Source organism: Kineosporia babensis (assembly GCF_021129305.1).
Taxonomy (GTDB): domain Bacteria; phylum Actinomycetota; class Actinomycetes; order Actinomycetales; family Kineosporiaceae; genus Kineosporia; species Kineosporia babensis.
In genome coordinates this window covers 29,419-45,637 of sequence record NZ_JAJOMB010000009.1, presented here as the reverse complement: position 1 = coordinate 45,637, position 16,219 = coordinate 29,419, and the positions used below count along the sequence as shown (strand labels likewise).

The 16,219-nt window shown below is 66.9% G+C and carries 22 protein-coding genes; 15 read left to right on the top strand and 7 right to left on the bottom strand.

From position 1 onward, the window contains the following. The first annotated feature begins 187 nt into the window (after window positions 1-187). From LR394_RS17790 to LR394_RS17780, 3 genes are all read left to right on the top strand, one after another. Window positions 188-961 carry a hypothetical protein gene (locus tag LR394_RS17790; protein ID WP_231443314.1) on the top strand — a complete coding sequence of 258 codons (774 nt, stop codon included), beginning with the start codon at window positions 188-190 and terminating at the stop codon, window positions 959-961. Window positions 962-996: 35 nt separating this feature from the next. Continuing rightward, complete coding sequence (locus tag LR394_RS17785; protein WP_231443312.1) at window positions 997-1,335, top strand: tetratricopeptide repeat protein; 339 nt, start codon at window positions 997-999, stop codon at window positions 1,333-1,335. 280 nt (window positions 1,336-1,615) lie between these two features. Then, window positions 1,616-2,749, top strand: a complete 1,134-nt coding sequence (locus LR394_RS17780) for a GGDEF domain-containing protein (RefSeq protein WP_231443310.1) — start codon at window positions 1,616-1,618, stop codon at window positions 2,747-2,749. Window positions 2,750-2,753: 4 nt separating this feature from the next. On the opposite strand, the gene LR394_RS17775 is transcribed toward LR394_RS17780, so the two are convergent. After that, complete coding sequence (locus tag LR394_RS17775) at window positions 2,754-3,572, bottom strand: sulfite exporter TauE/SafE family protein (protein WP_231443308.1); 819 nt, start codon at window positions 3,570-3,572, stop codon at window positions 2,754-2,756. 146 nt (window positions 3,573-3,718) lie between these two features. Between LR394_RS17775 and LR394_RS17770 the strand changes: the two genes are divergently transcribed. Further along, window positions 3,719-4,369 carry an NUDIX hydrolase gene (locus tag LR394_RS17770; protein WP_231443305.1) on the top strand — a complete coding sequence of 217 codons (651 nt, stop codon included), beginning with the start codon at window positions 3,719-3,721 and terminating at the stop codon, window positions 4,367-4,369. Here LR394_RS17770 and LR394_RS17765 read toward each other — a convergent pair whose 3' ends face one another. From LR394_RS17765 to LR394_RS17745, 5 genes are all read right to left on the bottom strand, one after another. Continuing rightward, entirely contained in the window at window positions 4,370-4,699 is a 330-nt protein-coding gene (locus LR394_RS17765) for a hypothetical protein (protein WP_231443303.1), read from the bottom strand. A 96-nt stretch (window positions 4,700-4,795) separates the two neighbouring features. Continuing rightward, window positions 4,796-5,443: a TVP38/TMEM64 family protein gene (locus LR394_RS17760; RefSeq protein WP_231443301.1), complete on the bottom strand. Its 648-nt coding sequence runs from the start codon at window positions 5,441-5,443 to the stop codon at window positions 4,796-4,798. Between the two features lie 41 nt (window positions 5,444-5,484). Further along, complete coding sequence (locus tag LR394_RS17755) at window positions 5,485-5,676, bottom strand: hypothetical protein (RefSeq protein WP_231443299.1); 192 nt, start codon at window positions 5,674-5,676, stop codon at window positions 5,485-5,487. A gap of 13 nt (window positions 5,677-5,689) precedes the next feature. Next, entirely contained in the window at window positions 5,690-6,256 is a 567-nt protein-coding gene (locus LR394_RS17750) for a hypothetical protein (protein ID WP_231443297.1), read from the bottom strand. Between the two features lie 43 nt (window positions 6,257-6,299). After that, window positions 6,300-7,331: a hypothetical protein gene (locus LR394_RS17745; RefSeq protein ID WP_231443295.1), complete on the bottom strand. Its 1,032-nt coding sequence runs from the start codon at window positions 7,329-7,331 to the stop codon at window positions 6,300-6,302. Between the two features lie 250 nt (window positions 7,332-7,581). On the opposite strand from LR394_RS17745, the gene LR394_RS17740 reads away from it, so the two are divergent. The 9 genes from LR394_RS17740 to LR394_RS17700 all read left to right on the top strand — a co-directional run bounded on the left by LR394_RS17740 (window position 7,582) and on the right by LR394_RS17700 (window position 14,372). Continuing rightward, a complete protein-coding gene (locus tag LR394_RS17740; protein WP_231443294.1) occupies window positions 7,582-9,816 on the top strand; it encodes a choice-of-anchor J domain-containing protein in 2,235 nt (744 codons plus the stop codon). Window positions 9,817-10,000: 184 nt separating this feature from the next. Then, on the top strand, window positions 10,001-10,360 hold the full coding sequence (locus LR394_RS17735) for a hypothetical protein (protein ID WP_231443292.1): 360 nt from the start codon (window positions 10,001-10,003) through the stop codon (window positions 10,358-10,360). A gap of 437 nt (window positions 10,361-10,797) precedes the next feature. Then, window positions 10,798-11,139, top strand: a complete 342-nt coding sequence (locus tag LR394_RS17730; protein WP_231443290.1) for a hypothetical protein — start codon at window positions 10,798-10,800, stop codon at window positions 11,137-11,139. 112 nt (window positions 11,140-11,251) lie between these two features. Further along, window positions 11,252-11,512: a hypothetical protein gene (locus LR394_RS17725; RefSeq protein ID WP_231443288.1), complete on the top strand. Its 261-nt coding sequence runs from the start codon at window positions 11,252-11,254 to the stop codon at window positions 11,510-11,512. Between the two features lie 33 nt (window positions 11,513-11,545). Further along, window positions 11,546-12,265, top strand: coding sequence for a hypothetical protein (locus LR394_RS17720; RefSeq protein WP_231443286.1), 720 nt, complete (start codon window positions 11,546-11,548; stop codon window positions 12,263-12,265). A 38-nt stretch (window positions 12,266-12,303) separates the two neighbouring features. Beyond that, window positions 12,304-12,726: a hypothetical protein gene (locus LR394_RS17715; RefSeq protein ID WP_231443284.1), complete on the top strand. Its 423-nt coding sequence runs from the start codon at window positions 12,304-12,306 to the stop codon at window positions 12,724-12,726. A gap of 2 nt (window positions 12,727-12,728) precedes the next feature. Continuing rightward, window positions 12,729-13,157 (top strand): hypothetical protein, encoded by a 429-nt coding sequence (locus LR394_RS17710; protein WP_231443282.1) that lies wholly within the window; start codon window positions 12,729-12,731, stop codon window positions 13,155-13,157. 126 nt (window positions 13,158-13,283) lie between these two features. Next, a complete protein-coding gene (locus tag LR394_RS17705) occupies window positions 13,284-13,898 on the top strand; it encodes a hypothetical protein (RefSeq protein ID WP_231443280.1) in 615 nt (204 codons plus the stop codon). Window positions 13,899-13,907: 9 nt separating this feature from the next. Further along, on the top strand, window positions 13,908-14,372 hold the full coding sequence (locus tag LR394_RS17700) for a hypothetical protein (protein ID WP_231443278.1): 465 nt from the start codon (window positions 13,908-13,910) through the stop codon (window positions 14,370-14,372). Window positions 14,373-14,378: 6 nt separating this feature from the next. Here LR394_RS17700 and LR394_RS17695 read toward each other — a convergent pair whose 3' ends face one another. After that, a complete protein-coding gene (locus LR394_RS17695; protein ID WP_231443276.1) occupies window positions 14,379-14,840 on the bottom strand; it encodes a DUF6924 domain-containing protein in 462 nt (153 codons plus the stop codon). Between the two features lie 111 nt (window positions 14,841-14,951). Here LR394_RS17695 and LR394_RS17690 point away from each other — a divergent pair, with 111 nt between their 5' ends. After that, window positions 14,952-15,170, top strand: a complete 219-nt coding sequence (locus LR394_RS17690; RefSeq protein ID WP_231443274.1) for a helix-turn-helix domain-containing protein — start codon at window positions 14,952-14,954, stop codon at window positions 15,168-15,170. A 225-nt stretch (window positions 15,171-15,395) separates the two neighbouring features. Beyond that, window positions 15,396-16,202: a fibronectin type III domain-containing protein gene (locus tag LR394_RS17685; RefSeq protein ID WP_231443272.1), complete on the top strand. Its 807-nt coding sequence runs from the start codon at window positions 15,396-15,398 to the stop codon at window positions 16,200-16,202. Window positions 16,203-16,219: the final 17 nt, after the last annotated feature.

Below are 16,219 nucleotides of genomic sequence, written 5' to 3'. Positions count from 1 at the left end.
CCCCGATACCGCGCAGACCTTGGGCGCCCGCTGCCGGGGGTCGCTCTGGTCGGGCCGGCTGATCCTGAGCGATGGCTGAGAAGCAGACAAATGACAGATTTGCCAAAAAGTCGGCGGATTCCCCACAGAGAACTTTAAGCTCAGGAGCCCGCACCTGGAGCAACCGACTCTGCGAACGGAAGTCGCCATGTCTACCGCCCTGCCTGTCAGATCCCTGGCCGTCGCGCTTGCGGCGGCCGTCGTTCTCACCGGTTGCAGCCTGCTCGAGGACGAGCCGGCCGGCGGGGACAGCCCGCCGGCGCAGATCAAGGACGACGCGGTGGCCGGCGAGAAGGCGCCCTACGCGGACATGGAGCCGGCCGAGATCCTGCAGCTGGCCGAGGACACCACCGCCAAGACCAAGACGGTCAAGGCCAAGGCCACCTATGTCGACGGCGGCGAAAAGTTCACCTACCAGCTGCAGATCAGCCGCAAGGGCCGGATCAAGGGCACGGTGCACGACAAAGAGACCGGCACGATGAAGATCATCGGGGTGGGCAAGACCGGCTACATGCAGTTCAGCAAGAAGGACCTGGTGGAGATGGCCGAGGGCGACCAGGGCTTCCTGGACGCGATGCAGGGCCGCTGGCTGTCCTACGAGAAGGGCAGCGACAAGGACCTGGACGCGATGTTCGACATCCTGGAGATCGACGCCCTGCTGGAGGACATCGTCGGCGTCCACAGCTCGCAGAGCAACCTGCAGCAGGTCGAGGGCAAGACCTTCCAGGGCCGCGAGACCATCGGGATCAAGCGGGCCAAGGCCAAGGGGGTGGCCTACGTAGCCGCCGACGGCTCCGGCGAGCTGGTGGCCTACACCGGCCCGGGCGCCAGCGTGGTCCTCACCGACTTCAACCAGAAGCTGAAGATCCAGCCGCCCAAGAACGTCCTGTCGATGGAGGACCTCGCCGCCGGCAAGTGGTGAGGAATGTCCCGCTCCCGGACTTGGTTGTGCAGGCCGTGAGCGAGCCCGAGATGACCATCGACGAGAGGTCGCACGACCTCTACCTGCGCGCCCAGAGCATGCTTGAGATGAGCATGCCGATCGAGGCCGCCCAGATCGCCGCCCCGCTGGAAAAGCTTCCGGCCCTACCCGATTCGTTCCTCGAGCTGCTGGCCCGGGCCTACTTCAACTCCGCCCAGCTGAACAACGCCGAGCGGGTGCTGCGCCGGCTGATCGAGCAGAGCCCGAGCAACGGCTGGGCCTACCGCACGCTGGCCCGCACCTGCGCCCGGCGCAAGGCCGACATCGAGGCGGCCCAGTACCACCGGATCGCCGACGGCTTCGGCGTGGAGTAGTCGCGTTTACGGCGCTGCCTTGAAGACCAGGGTCTTCAAGGCAGCGCCGTACGTGCTCTCGGGGTTCACTGCCCGTCGACATCCCGAAGGTGCCTTTCCGGCCGAACCGCGCGCCGACGTCCATCATTTTCTCTGGTCGCCACCACCCACCGAAACTCACTGTCCGCAGCGGGGATTAGCCCGTTCGGGGGATGGCAACCGGGTGAATGCGCTCAGGTCCCCGGCTCCAGCGCCGACTCTACGTGAAGACGCAAGTGCTCACGTTGTCAGGAAGGCTGGGATGGAACCGGAACGGGCCGCGGGGCGACCGCTGCTGCATGCCACGGTCGTTCTCCTGATCGAGGTGCTGCTGGTCGCGGTGACCTGGTTCGTCCTTGGCTGGCTGGGGCAACCGCGGGCCTCCTTCACGGTGACGATGACGACCTGGAGCCTGCTTCTGGTGCTCTACGCGGCACCGGTCCAGGCCGCCATCGCGGCGCGCTCGCGCAGCGGCCAGAGCCTCACTCTGTACCTGTTCCTGGTCGGCCTGGTGATCTGGGGAGCGACCGCCACCACCCATCTGCCCGCGATGTTCCCGCTGGTGATGGGCATCGCCGCGCTGGAGCTCACCGAGCGGGACAGCTCCTGGCGGACCGCCGGCCTCGGCGTGTTCATGACGCTGGCCGGGGCGGCGACGATGAGCTGGTTCGTCGCCACCGGCCAGGTGCCGAGTGCCTTCTCGTCCGCCACCAACGTGCACCTCACCGTGCTGCTGGCGCTGATGGGCTGCGTGCTGATCGTGCGTGGAGTCGGCCGGGCCCGGGTGGCCGTGGCCCTGCGTAATGAGCTGGCCGAAGCTCAGTCTCGTCGCGATGCCGAACTCCACCACGCCGCCACCCACGACGCTCTCACCGGCACGCTCAGCCGGGGCGGACTCGGCGGTGTCCTGGCCGGTCCGGTCGGCCGCTCCCCCGGTCTGGCCGTGATCTACCTGGACCTCGACGGTTTCAAAGCGATCAACGACGAGCACGGGCACGGCGCCGGTGATGCCCTGCTGGTCAAGGTCGCGGAACGCTTCGCCGAGGCGGTGCCCGGCGAGGGTGTGCTGGCCCGGATGGGCGGCGACGAGTTCGTGGTCGTGGTCCCGCAGATGCCCTCGGCCGAGGCTGCTTCTTCGCTGGCCGATCAGCTCCAGGACTGCCTGAACGTGCCGCTGGAGATTCCCTCCGGCGACTGTGCAGTCGTGGTTTCGGTGGGAGTCAGCGCCGGCATGTCGTGGAGCGCCGAGCCCGCCGCCGACCCCGAGGCCCTGATGCGCGAGGCCGACATGGGCATGTACGAGAACAAGCGCTCTTCCCAGTTGCGGGTGCGCCGGCGCCGGACCGACCGGGTTCAGCCACCTGCGCCCCGCCGGGAAGGCTCCGCGCTGGCCTGAGGCCTCAGCCCCAGTTCTCCACGTAGATGTCGTGACTCACCTTGACGATCAGGGCCAGCACCACGACCAGGAAGACCACCCGGATGAACTTGGCCCCGCTGGAGATCGCCATCCGGGCACCGAGGTAGCCGCCGCTCAGATTGGCCAGGCCGAGCAGGATGCCCAGGCCCCACACCACCGAGCCGGTCGGGACGAAGAACAGCAGCGCGCCCAGGTTGGTGGCGAAGTTGACGATCTTGGCCTTGGCGCTGGCCTGCAGAAAGTCGTAACCGATCAGGCTGACCATGGCCATCACCAGGAACGTCCCGGTGCCCGGCCCGAGCACGCCGTCGTAGACCCCGATCGCCAGCCCCACCGCCACCGCGGCCCGCAGATGCGCGTGCCCCGAGTACCGCAACGCCGTGCTCTGCCCCAGCGCCGGCTTGGCCAGCGTGATGCTCGCGACCACGATCAGCGCCACCACGATCACCGGCTTGAACACCGCAACCGGCAGGGCCGAGGCGATCGACGCCCCGGCGAAGCTCCCGCCCAGCGCCACCCCGGCCATCGGCAGCGCGGTTCTGAGGTCGGGCTTGGCCCGGCGGTAGAAAGTCAGCGCGCTCGTCGCCGTCCCGAAGATCGACCCCAGCTTGTTCGTCGCCAGCACCTGCACCGGCGTCAACCCCGGTACCAGCAACAGCGCCGGCAGTTGCAGCAGCCCGCCGCCCCCGACCACGGCATCCACCCACCCCGCGGCGAAGGCGGCCAGCAGAAGCAGAACGAGCGCAGTGGTACCGAGTTCGGGCGGGAAGAACAGACCGGCTTCGGCGGCAGGAGCGAACATCAACGCAGGATCTCCAGGTTCAGCTTGGGCCGTCACCTTACCCATCTAGAAGTCTCCCCCGCCGCGCTCCTGACTCCCCGAGCTCGACCGCCCTGGCCGCCAAAAGGCACCAGTGCCTTCCACACCGGGCACAGCCTGCTATCGCCATGACCGGCACGTCCACCCTCAACCCGGCACAGCCTGTTATCGCCCTTCCAACCCTGATCGGGGAGACAAAGCCACCTCATAGCGTGTTTTGTCTTCCCGATCGCGGGCAGCAGCACCCGGGTACGGTGCGAGGCATGGATGAATTGCCGGACGATCTGCCGGTGGTGGAGCGCAGGGCGGTGCGGGTGGTGGTGGTTGATTCCAAAGACCGGGCGTTGTTGTTGCACACGCAGGATCCGGATCGGCCGGAGGTGGGCCACTGGTGGGAGCTGCCCGGCGGCGGGATCGAGGCGGGGGAATCGATGGCGGATGCGGCGGTGCGGGAACTCTACGAGGAGACCGGCATCGTGGTGACGCCCACCCAGGTGGGGCCGCCGACCTGGCGACGCAGGGCGACCTTTGCGTATCGGCAGCGCCGGCATGTGCAGGACGAGGTGGTGGTGCTGCTGCGACTGCCGATTCCCGGCCCAGAACTGGATGTTTCGCACCGGCTGGCGGAAGAGCTGGAGGACTACTTCAGTTTTCGCTGGTGGCCGCTGGCCGAGCTGAGCGCCAGCAGCGAGCGCTTCTACCCCGGAAGACTTCCCGAGCTGATCGATCCCCTACTGCGCGGCGAAGAGGTCGATGAGCCGTTCGAACTCTGGTCCTGATCACGGCCGGCGGCCTCGAAGGCGCCGAAAAAAGCTGGAGTGAGGCGGTTCTGGACCCTTGGGCCAGGCGAAACAGTTGGTGGCGACCCAGACCTGACGGCCCAGCCAGTCGTTGCCCAGCGACAGCACCAGGAGGTCGTCGAACACCAGGAACCAGCCGGTGCGGCTGTGCAGGCCGGCCGCTTCGGGGGGCAGCCGGTCGGTGATCCGGCCCTCGAGCACGATCTCGGACTCCAGCCAGTCTCTGGCCTCGGCACGGCTGCCCAGCTGGAACTGGGCGGCGCAGGCGTCCGCACATCGATTGGTGACGACGACCGGCCAGTTGCCCATCAGATCATGGAAGACAGGCACCCTCGTCCGAGGCAATGCCCCGGCACGAGGGCCCAGGACGCCCAGGCCCAACCCCGCATATTTGACGTCTGTCAATCAGGACGACGAACGGCGTCGGCGAACCAGCAGGCTCCCGGCCAGCACACCCACCAGGCTGAGCACCGTGCCGATCACCGCCGCCACGACGGCCAGCCGCTGATCACCCGAGGCCGCGGCATCGCCCAGCGCCACGTAGGCGAACCCGCGGGGCGCCGAGCCGATCAGGGTGCCGAGGGCGATCTGGTGGGCGCGTAGCCCGATCAGGCCGAAGGCGTAGGAGACCGGGGTGTCGGGGATGCCGGGGATCAGGCGCTGCAACGTGACCGCGACGATGCCGTGCTCACGGGCCAGGTCGGTCAGCGCCTGAACCTTCTCGTTGCTGAGTTCTTCGACCGCCGGAGCCCCGGCCCGGCGGGCGATCAGCAGGGCCAGGACCGAGGTCAGCACGGAACTGCACAGGCCGAGCCCGAAACCGAGCCAGGTGCCGAACAACGCTCCGGTGGCGGCGGCCAGCAGCGGACCGGGCACGAACACCAGGCCGAGCAGGGCGCTGACCACGACGAAGACCGGCCCGGCGACCCAGCCGAAGCCTTCCAGACCGGAGCGCAGGCCCTCGGCCGAGACCGGCAGGAAGAGCCAGACCACAACCCCGATCACCACCAGCGCAAGGACGAAGCTGATCAGACGAAGACCCGGGCGCTGCACGCGCCGAGCCTCGCACATCCCGCCGGCCCTGAACTACCTGGTCACCGGTGCCGCCAGAAGTGGATTCCGTACCCGAGCCAGGCCCCGGCCATCAGCCCGATGAAGCTGCCGGAGATCACCTCGCCCTGCCAGAACGTGCGGTAGACCGAGACTCCGAGCACGCCCACCGCGATCACCCCGAACACCACCCCGAGCGGGCCGCGCAGACGTGGGGGGATCCATTCCGGGTCCATCCCGTACCACCCCTCAGAGGTAGAACGGCTGCTGCTCGGCCGGGTCGGCCGGGACCGCGTCGAGCTGGGGCACGGCCAGCAGTTCCTGGATCGCCGCTTCCGGGGCGCCGATCCCGATCCAGTGCTGGTCCACGTCCTTGGCCACGCACCAGGCCTGGTCCGAGGGCCAGACGAAGGCGGGCAGCAGCGGCTCGTCGTGCCCCTCGATGCTCCACTGCCCGGCCTCGGCGAGCGGGCCCTCGAACAGGTAGTAGGCGCGGTTGGGGATGCGCATCATCGGCTTGAAGCCGGGGATGTGGGTGCCCCAGCCGTCCCAGAGGCCGAAGTAGCAGCCCTCCGCGGTGCCGGTGTGGCGACTGAGCACGTCGAGCACCAGGCGCATCAGCTGCTGCTCGTCGTGTTCGCCGGTGACGTCGTTCTCGCTCATGAACGGACGCTCGGGGTCGGGGAGGATGCGCACCCGCAGGTACCCGGGCAGGCCGGCCGGCCCGAACCCGGCCAGCTGGGTCCAGTCCTCTTCCTCCTCGGCGTCGGTGATCCACGACGCGGCCGGCAGGTTCGACGAGGGCTTCAGAGTCACGCCGTCATCTTGGCAACCCGGCTGGCCAGACCCCAAACCGGGTTCAGCGCCGGACCCGGGCCCGGCTGGTGGCGACCAGGCCCAGCAGCATCAGGTCGACCACCAGACCGGCGGTGGCGGCGAACTGGGAGGCAGTGAACAGGAAGACCTGGGTGAGCAGGAGGCTGGTCAGGGCGGCCCGCTGGAACCAGTCCAGGGCGCTGCGGCGATCTCCCGCCCGCCCGCGACGCAGCCCCAGCACCACGAAGACCAGCGAGGTGGCGGTCCCGGCCAGCACGCCCGACATGATCACCGCGTACGAGGTGCCGGTGCGCCACAGACCCACGGCCACGATCAGCGCACCGAGCGCCTGCAGGGCGAACAACGCGCCCAGTACCGGCGCCGCGAAGCGGGATTCCGCGATCCGGTCGAAGCCCTCGGGCACGCGCTGCCACAGTCGTTCCAGATGCTGCGGCAAGGCCGGGGTACGCGGCTCCACCGACAAAAGCAACTCGTGCAACTGACGGGCACCACGCACGTCTCCCATTGACTCCAGCGTGGCCAGCATCTCCTGCCGGCGCCGGTCCGGCAGTCGCCCCGCCAACCCGTCGACCAGAACGTGCGCGGCGTTGGCCACCTTCTCCTCATCGGTCAGCGGACGGTGCCGACGCCAGGCGTGCGCCCCCACCACCAGGGCGGCGAAGACCACGTAGATGATCGCGGCGGCAGGCTCGAAGAAGTAGTTGTTGTCGGCCGTGACGAACTTGCCCACCTCGTCGATGAACAGCCCGAAGCCCACTCCGCCGAGCAGCGCCGCGATCGGCCGCGGCCCGCGCCCCACGTAGGAGAAGCTGAGCACGATCGAGGCCAGCATCAGCAGCCCGCCGGGCAGCACGTGGGCCACGTGCAGCCCACTGTCCCCGCCGATCTTCGGGTACCCGGTCAGGGCCAGGTAGGCGCGGGTGATCAGGATGGTCGAGACCGCGGCGACCACGAAGGTGATCAGGTGCACGGACGCCTTCTCCGAGCGGACCAGATCCAGGCGCAGCGCGTGCTGGGCCTGGCGCATCGGCGGGGCAGTTACTTGGTTTGGCACGGTGCACGTTAGAACAGCGAACGATCGGCCGACCAATCGGCCGCGCGAAACCGGTTGCCCAGGAGCGGAAGTGCCAGCCGGTACCCGGAGCGCCCAAAGGGTCCGGACTACTCAACTGCCATGACTTTCAGTGACGCTTCAGCTACCGTCAGTCCCGCTTCGGGTGCGTTCACGCATCCGGCGGGGCCGGCGCCGAAAGCCCGCCCGCCCCGATGCGCACCGTGCTCCGTCCACGTCTCAAGGAGATTTGATGGTCCGGAAACGCCTGGCGGCGCCTGTCGCCCTCGCTCTCGCAGTCCCGCTCGTCACTCTGGTCCTGCCCGTCGGCCCCAGTGCCGCCGCCCCGGCCGAGCCCACTCCGGCCGAGGTCGTCTCGGACATCACCATGGGCACCAAGACGCCGCAGGTGGTCGACGGCCAGGCCCTGAAGGCGCCGCGCAGCTACCAGGCCGAGAAGCAGTCGCGGCTGAAGGCCCAGGCCCAGGCCGGAGAAACGCCCGAGGTCGGCACCGTCCGGCAGTGGGTGGCCAACGACGACCAGGAGGGCTACTACTACCGCAAGGACTACACGCTGCGCGGGGTGGGCGAGCACATCGAGGTGTGGGTGGCCAACGACATCGCCTTCCCCGAGGGCGACTGCCGCAACGCCGTCGAGGGTTCCACCACGGTCACCGACGAGCAGGTCGCCGGCCTGGTCGAGGAATTCGAGACCAACATGTACCCGACCGAGACGGCGGCGTTCAGCACCCCGCCCGACCGCGACGGCAGCAACGCCCTGCTGGGCCCGGACGCCAACGGCAACGGTGGTGACTACACCGGTGGCGGCGCCCGGACCGTCACTCTGATCGACAACGTGCGCGACGGCAACTATTACAACTTCCCCGCCCAGCCCACCTACATCGCCGGTTTCTTCTCCTCGTACCTGAACGAGATCCTCGACCGGAACGTGATGACGATCGACGCCTTCGACTGGGCGCATCGCACCACCGCCAACCCACCGGACGCCGCAACCGACGACCTGTGCACCAGCCGACCCGCTCGTCCCTGGTTGTACGAGGGCGTTTTCGGCCACGAGTGGCAGCACCTGCTGCAGTACTACGCCGACCCGGACGAGAGCGTCTGGCTCAACGAGGGCCTGTCCGACATCGCCATCGCGCTGACCGGCTACTCGAACACCACCGCCTCGATCAACGAGTCCGGCTTCGACAACCACCTCAACTGTTTCCTGGGCTACGGGACGGTCAAGACACCGGCCAACCCCAACCCGCGCAACTGCGGCGGTGCCCAGAACTCGCTGAACCTCTGGGGTGAGGACACCGACAACCCGAACGCGGTACTGGCCGACTACGGCCACGCGTACGCGTTCTTGCTGTTCCTGCACGATCGCTACGGCACCGACTTCATCTCCGCGCTGCACCGCGACGGCGAGCACCAGGGCCTGGACAGTGTGCGGGCCCAGCTGAAGGCGATCGGCGTGGACAGCCTGGAGGACGTGCTGCACGACTTCCAGTCCGCGCTGGTGCTGGACAAGTTCCTCGACAGCAACCCCAAGTCGCGGATCACCGGCGCCGCCAAAGCCGATGTGACCAGCAAGAGCCTCCTCGCGGCGGTCAACCTGGAGAACCCGGAATCGTATGTCAAGCCGGGGGTTTCGCCGAACGGTGCGGACTACGTACCGGTGCGGGCCGAGGGTAAGGCGATCCGCGGCAAGGACATCGACTCGCTCGCCTTCAGCGGTGCCGAGACGCTGCCGGCCCTGCCGCTGGCCTGGACGATCGTGGACGACGACGCGGACCGGCCCGGCAACCCGGTGCTGTTCTCCGGGAACGCGAACAACACCGATGCCGCCCTGGTCACCCCGGTCAGTGTGCCCAAGAACGACCCGACGCTGCGGTTCCAGGCCAAGTACGGCGCCGAGTCCACGTACGACTACGGCTACGTCAGCGTCTCCACCGACGGCGGAAAGACCTACAGCGAGCCGATTCCCGGCACAAGAACGCTCGACGGCCCACTCGGCCCGGGTCTGAACGGCACCACAAAGGGCTTCCAGGCCGAGGAGTTCGACCTGTCGGCCTACGCCGGTAAGGACGTTCTGCTCAGCATCCGCTACGTCAGCGACGGCGGGGTCAACGAGGGCGGCCTGCTGATCGACGACCTCGCGGTGGGTTCGGTGAAGATCAGCGACGGCTCGAGCCTGGAGCCGTTCGACTCCCCCACCGAGATCGTCCCCGTCGTGGTGCACAACTGGAACGTGCGGCTGATCGGCCTGGACACCCGCCGCCAGCGCGCCGTCCAGGTCAGCTTCGACGGCCGGGCCGGCATCCAGCTCGACCGTAAGAGCCCTGAGGTGCGTCAGCTGCGCAAGGCCGACGAGGTGGTCGCGGTCGTGGCCTACGACGAACCCACCGAGCAGGTGCAGCAGTACGCGTCGTACACCCTGAGCGTGAACGGCGTGCTGCAGCCCGGCGGTGGTGCCGAGAAGTAATTGAGGACGTGGGTGCCCGCCGTCGTGGACGGCGGGCACCTTCGTCTTTTGGTCCGGTTCGATGCAACTTTCGTACCACCGGCGGTGAACGCGGATCAGCCCTAATGTGGTCGAGCCCGCCCGGCACCCCTTGCCAGGATCTTCACGTCAAGAAGAACCGGATCTACGCAAGGGAGCCATCGTCATGAAGAAGGTCCTGATCACCCTCCTGGTCGTCGGCGTCCTGGGCGTCGCCCTGCTGGCCGGCGGTGGCTTCTTCCTCTGGAAGCTGTTCAAGGACAACACCGTCTCGGAGGCCACCTACGCGGCCATCAAGGTGGGCGACACCACCGACGCGGTCACCGCCCAACTGCCCGAAGGGATGGAGTTCACCGAGAACGAGGTGTACGGCGCGGACAACACCGAGCGCGAGCCCAGCCCCAAGGGCGCGACCTGCGACCACTACCTGTCCAGCGACGTCAGCAACGAGTCAGGCACCCTCTACTACCGCTTCTGCTTCAGCGACGGCGCCCTCGTCGAGAAGAGCAGCATCGTGGGTGCCTGATCCCGCCGCCCGGCCACCCGAACCTCGCTCAGAAACACTTTTAAGGGCCTAACAGTGTCTCTAAACACGGCTCCGGCATCGTCGGACGCCAACGCCAAAATCCCCATGAATTGGACAAGACCGACAGTTGAAGAGCAAGATCAGCCGTGCGCTTCAATCCCCCACCGAACTGGCCCGCCGCACCCATCGGCTGGAAGCCTCCGGCAGGCTGGCAGCCCGATCCGTCCTGGCCCCCGCCGCCCGAAGGCTGGCAACTGTGGCTGCCAGACGCACTCACGGACGACGCGCCATTGCGATCCGGATTCTTCGCCGAGGCCCCTGACGACCAGTCCGTGCACTACGCGGCAACCACTCCCGTGCCAGGTAGGCGCAGTTCGCTGGCCGCCGGTTCACCGCCGGCGGACGTAGATGCGATTCGCGCAGCCCAGGCGCCCGCAGTGGCCGAGGCGCTCTTGTCCGAGCAACTGCGCGACCAGCTCGATGAAGTGCAGCAACGCCAGCGTCGCGGCCTGGCCCTCTTCTTCTGGGTCGGCGTCGTGGTGTTCCTGATCGGGGCGGGATCGGTGATGAGGGCCGCATCCGGAGAAGGGCAAGGAAGCGCCTGGATCGGCGGAATGATCGGCGGCGTACTGCTGCTCATGCGTAGTGCGATTTCCTACGCAGCCCTGCGGCGCTCCGGCGATGCCGCCCTGAGCAACGCGACCTGGGTGATGGCGATGCTGGCGCTGCTCGCCGTCTTCGCCACCGGCACCATCGCGATGACGATCATCCTCCTCTGATCCCGCCCTCTTCACAAAAGGTCAGACTTCACCACGTACGGTAGCAATCAGACGTACGGTTCAGTAATGTTCGCGGCTTACGAGACATCGTTGCAGCGGAGGGGCAAGCCGGATGTCGAAGATCGACGAACTCGCGGAACTCATCGGCGGCGTGACCGAGCAGATCAACGAGGCCACCGCCGCCAGCGGCGCCTCGGCCCAGGAGGCCGAGCAGGTCGGCGCCACGGCCGCAGCACTCGGCGCGGAAGGCGTGATCGAAGGAATGGCCGAGGTCAAGAGCCAGCTCGACGCGCTCTCGGAGCTGCTCCAAAGCGCCTCTGAACGAGCTGACGAGATCAAGGCCTTAGCTCTGAGCGTGGCCGAGAACAGCTGACCGAGGACACGGCATCTCACGGGGGTAGAGCCAGTGTCCGACATCGACGACCTCGCCCAGAGCATCAACGCTGTGGGCACCAAGATCGGCACTGCCGCGTCCGAGGCATCAGCAACCGCCCAGGATGCCGAGGACGCGGCGAACTTGATGGACGCTCTGGGCGCTGAACAGGCTGCTACGACACTCGACCAGGTCAAGAGCGAGCTCGACGATCTGGCCGCCAACTTGAAGGCGATCTCCGTCCAGGCCGCCAGCATCGAAGCCCTGGCCTCGAATTTGAGCAAGGGCAACGGCGCTCCTTCGTTTCCTCCCGCGGCCAGTAGTGATCCTGCCGGGGTACCAACATCACCCAAGAAGAAGTCCAAAGGTCCCTTCGGTCGCACCAATCGACGCCTGGCTGAGCTCACCGAGAAGCCTGGAGACGTCGGAGACCTGGCTTCGTACACCGAGAAGCTGACCAAGGGCGTAGTGGACATCATCAAGGGACCGCCCAAGCCGCCCGAGATCACCGGGGCCGGCACGCGCACCCCTGATTCGCCACCCATCGCTTCGCCCGCAGCAACGGCAGGGCCCGATGTGGGTAGCGCCGCAAGTGGAATCACCACTGTCGGTATCTTCATCTTCGGCGTCAAGTACGTCGTCCGACGAACAATTCGAGGGTTCCGGGCCCAGGAGCAAATACCTGAGGAAGTCCCTCCGCCGCCGCGGACACGCTACCCATGGGAAGATGCCCCAGAGCCCGACGACCGATGAAACCTTCAGTCACGCAGCAGCCTTGAGGAGAGTTCTCGATGTCAGATTCCGTGAAGAAATTCCTTCGATGGACGCTAGGTGTCGAGGGCGCGCCGAAGTTCGAGCCGACCGCCGAAGATGTCAAGACTCTTATGGCCGCGGGCATTTCATTGTTCGCGGTCACTCTCGACAAGTACTTCGACGACGATCCGACGCCTGCCCAAGCAGCCGAGCTGGCAACCAAAGTGCGTCAGACGTGGGTACAGCCCGAGGGTCTCAACCCCGTCCTGGCCGAACGGGTCATCCTCAACGCCTACGGCGACGAAGATCTTGTGGACGATGTTCCGCGCACCGAAGTTGCGCGGATCGAGCACATTCTGTCCTACGGCATCCGCCGTGAACTGAAGATCGAAGACGGTCCTGCCCTGGAAGCTCTCCTGGACGAGGTGATAGCCGTCATGAACGGTCAGGTGAAGGGCTAGCCATGTCCAACCCGCCTCGTGACCTTGCTGAACTGGTCAGCCTTTTCCTGCCGGTCAAGTTCGGCGAGGACCTCTCACACGAAAATGAACTCGATGTTCTGGCGGCGTCCCTCGGCGCCTTCACCGCGGCTGTCACCACCAAGATCACCCCGATGAGCTGGTCCGAGAGAACCGATCTCTGCCGACGAGTAGCGGCCCGAGTAGACGGGGAGTTCGCTGCCTGGATGGTTGAGGCAGCGTTCCGCAGCGCCGAGGGAGACCAAGAAGCGCTGGTCGGCGCCGATCCACAGAAGCTTGCCGGCATCCCCGTCGAAACGCTCGCGGTCCTCGGCACCGAGAGTTTGTCCCGCGACGAGGCCGAGGCGTTGCGAGCGCCGGCGGTGGAGCACGCCCGAGCACTTCGCCCCGCCCTGGAAAACATCCCCAGGTAAGGGCGGCGAGTCTCCGCCGCCTCAGCGAGGTCTGCGCCACTTCCCGTCACCCCATGCAACGCCAGTGGCCTGAGCAGCCTCTCCTTGTCGGGACAGCAAGCACCGGCGATGTGAGGAGGGCGGATCGTGGGCAAGGAGAATTGGCCGCCGCTTCCTCACCTGGGGGTTCGGCGCGATCTGCCTGGCTACGCTCCCCCGCCGAACCGTGAGTTCGAGGGCATGAGCTTCGGGCCGACGCTGAAGGAGCGTTTCCGGTTCTTCCTCCTGACCATGGTGGTAATTCTCGCGGTGGCTCTCATCTTCGGTGGCCGGGCTGAGGAGGCCTCGTCCGAGAGCTACCTGTGCGAGGCGCTGACCAGCGAGAAGATCGTCTCGGTGGTGGGTGGCCGGGTCGGGTACGACGAGTGGTCGGCGGACAGTTGCCAGTACCGCGCGACGAGGACCAGGGAAGGCACGGACCTCAAGATTCTGGCGGTCGGTGACGGGACGATGACCCCCCGGCAGGACGAGATCGCCCTTATGGAGAGGCAAGTCGAGCAGGGCGAATGGACGTTTGTGGCGGGCCTGGGTGACCATGCGGTTCTGGCCGAGCACTGGGCTGAGGTCCAGGTTGTTGATGACGGCCGCTTCTTCTCCATCACGGTCATGGAACTGGACTCGGGCTACAGCCTGCCCGTTCACCGCGAGCTGGCTCAGGAGCTCGCTTGGCGGGTGCTGGGCCAGGAGCGGCAGGCGGGTTAAGTTACCGGGATGACCGCCATGTCCGTGAACCAGCAGAACGTGCAGGCCCTGATCTCGGCGTTCCTGCCGATGCGCCGTCAGCAACTGGGCGCAGTGCTGGCCGGCCTCTCGGAGGAGCAGGCCGAGCACGACCTGCCGCTCGCGGTGTCCGCGGCCAGCAGCACCCTCATGTTCCACCTGTTCATCGACACCGAAGAGCCGCTTGACCGAAGCCAGTTCCGCAGGGAGGTAGCGCGTTCCCTGCGGGTGGAGAAGGCGTCGCTGTGGAAGGTGGAAGCGGTTCTCGCAGGATTGGAAGGTGTCACTGCCGCGTTCGAGGGCGTGACCGAGGACGAGAAGCTGGAGATCTCGCTGGCCGTTCTGGAGACCGCGAGCAAGGCTGTTCCTGCGTCTGAACTGGAGCAACTCACCGGGCGAGCGGCGGCCCGGGCGGCTGCGATGGGCCACGTCCTTCAACTACATCGCCCCAGCTGACCTTCCTCAGTCCCGGATGATCCCGTCCGGTTCGAGCGCGGCCTTCTCCAGCAGGTCCCAGAACCCGATGTTGCTGATCGCCAGGTTGCCGTGGAAGAGCGAAACCGAACCAGCCTCCATCCGGACCTCCCTAGGCCCTTCAGCCTGGGCGCGTAAGTCGACCACCAGCAGTGGACACCCGGCGGTGGTCACGGTGGTGCGGTCGGCGACATACACGACGACCGGCGACTGGGCTCGCGGCGGCATGGCGGCCAGGATCTCGTCGACCGTCGCCCCTTCCCAGGCCGGTCCGGTGATGGCGTGGACGTCGACCGTGCCGTACTCGGTCTCGGCCAGCTCGTCCAGGATCTCGTCCCAGGCATCGTCATTCGAATGATCGGTCCGAAACAGCAAGGCGGGAAAGAAGCTCAGGTCGAAGCCGGCCGGATCGATCGGGGGTCGTGAGCGAGGGTTCACGTTGGCCGGCATCCGGTCACGATACCCAACGCTCCATCCAAATCGGACAATAACTGCGTGCGACTACACGTCTCGGTCCGCACCCTCTACCGCGCCTTCGCCCACTAGAAGGATTCCTCGGTGATGGCCTACGTCCGCCGCCGTCGCCTGGATCAGGCCCGGGCCGACCTGATCTCCGCCGGGCTCACGGCCACCGAAGCAGCCGGACAGTGGCACTTCGCCGACAGCAGCCACTTCGCCAAGGCGTACAAGCGACAGTTCAGCGAGTCCCCGACCGCCGAGCGACGAAGCTCGATGCCCCAGCGAGAGTTCCCGAGGGACCGGGTCCGAGAAGCCCCATGACGAACGGGCGCCCCGAGGCCAAAGCTTGTCCCTTAAATGGTTATACGTCGGATTTGAGGCCTCTACTATTCTTACGTGCCACTCTCTTTTCCCCTTGTCCGCAGGCGTGACCTGGGTCGGACTGCAGCAGTCATCGCTCTCGTCGTAAGTGCCGGCATCGGCCTGCCCGCCAGTTCGATGGCGGCATCAGCACCCGACGCTCCCGTGCTGGAGTGGGGTGTCGGAGTGGACCTCGAGGGGTCGACGATCTTCTGGAAGCCAGGGGCGAGCGACGGGGGCAGCCCGGTCACCGGCTATGTGGCCCAGTACTCCGACGACGGGTTCAGGACATTCAGCCAGCAGAGCGCTGGGCCGAAGGCTACCGAGATGCGCCTGACCAAGCTCAAGCACTCAACTGAGTACCGGTTCCGGCTGGCCGCCGAAAATGCTGCCGGACGGTCGAACTGGGCCAGTAAGTATGTTGGCGGTCTCTACCCGCCCAGCATCCCGAGCTTCTACAAGGTCCACTCCCTCCACAACCGGCTCGACGCGGTGGCCGACTCTTCCGTCTACTCCTCGATGACGATCACGGCCAACCCCGGCAACCACCGCTGCGTGGTCAAGCAGAAGCCGACCCAGCCCAGGCTCAAGATCTGCTCGATCAAGGGCCTGACCGGCGGCAAGACCTACAAGCTCACCGCGGTCGCCACCAACCCGGCGGGCAAGTCACCGGTCTCGGATGCGGTCAAGGCGACACCGGTGGGCAAGCCCACGGCGGTGCGCTCGCTCAAGGCCAAGGCCGGGACCGGCAAAGTCACGCTGACCTGGAAGAACCCGGCGAACCTGCGCGAGGGCAAGCTCGCCGGAGTCACGTACAGCCGCAGCGGCAACAAGACCACCCGCGAGACCAAGGTCTGGAAGAACAAGCTCGTGCTCGGCAACCTGAAGCGGGGCAAGACCTACACCTTCAGCGTTGCGCCACTTACCCGGGTGGGCAAATCCTTCACCTACCTGAAGGGCCCGGCGAGCAAGGTCCGGGTCACGGTCAGGTAGCCAGCCGCAGTCGGCGT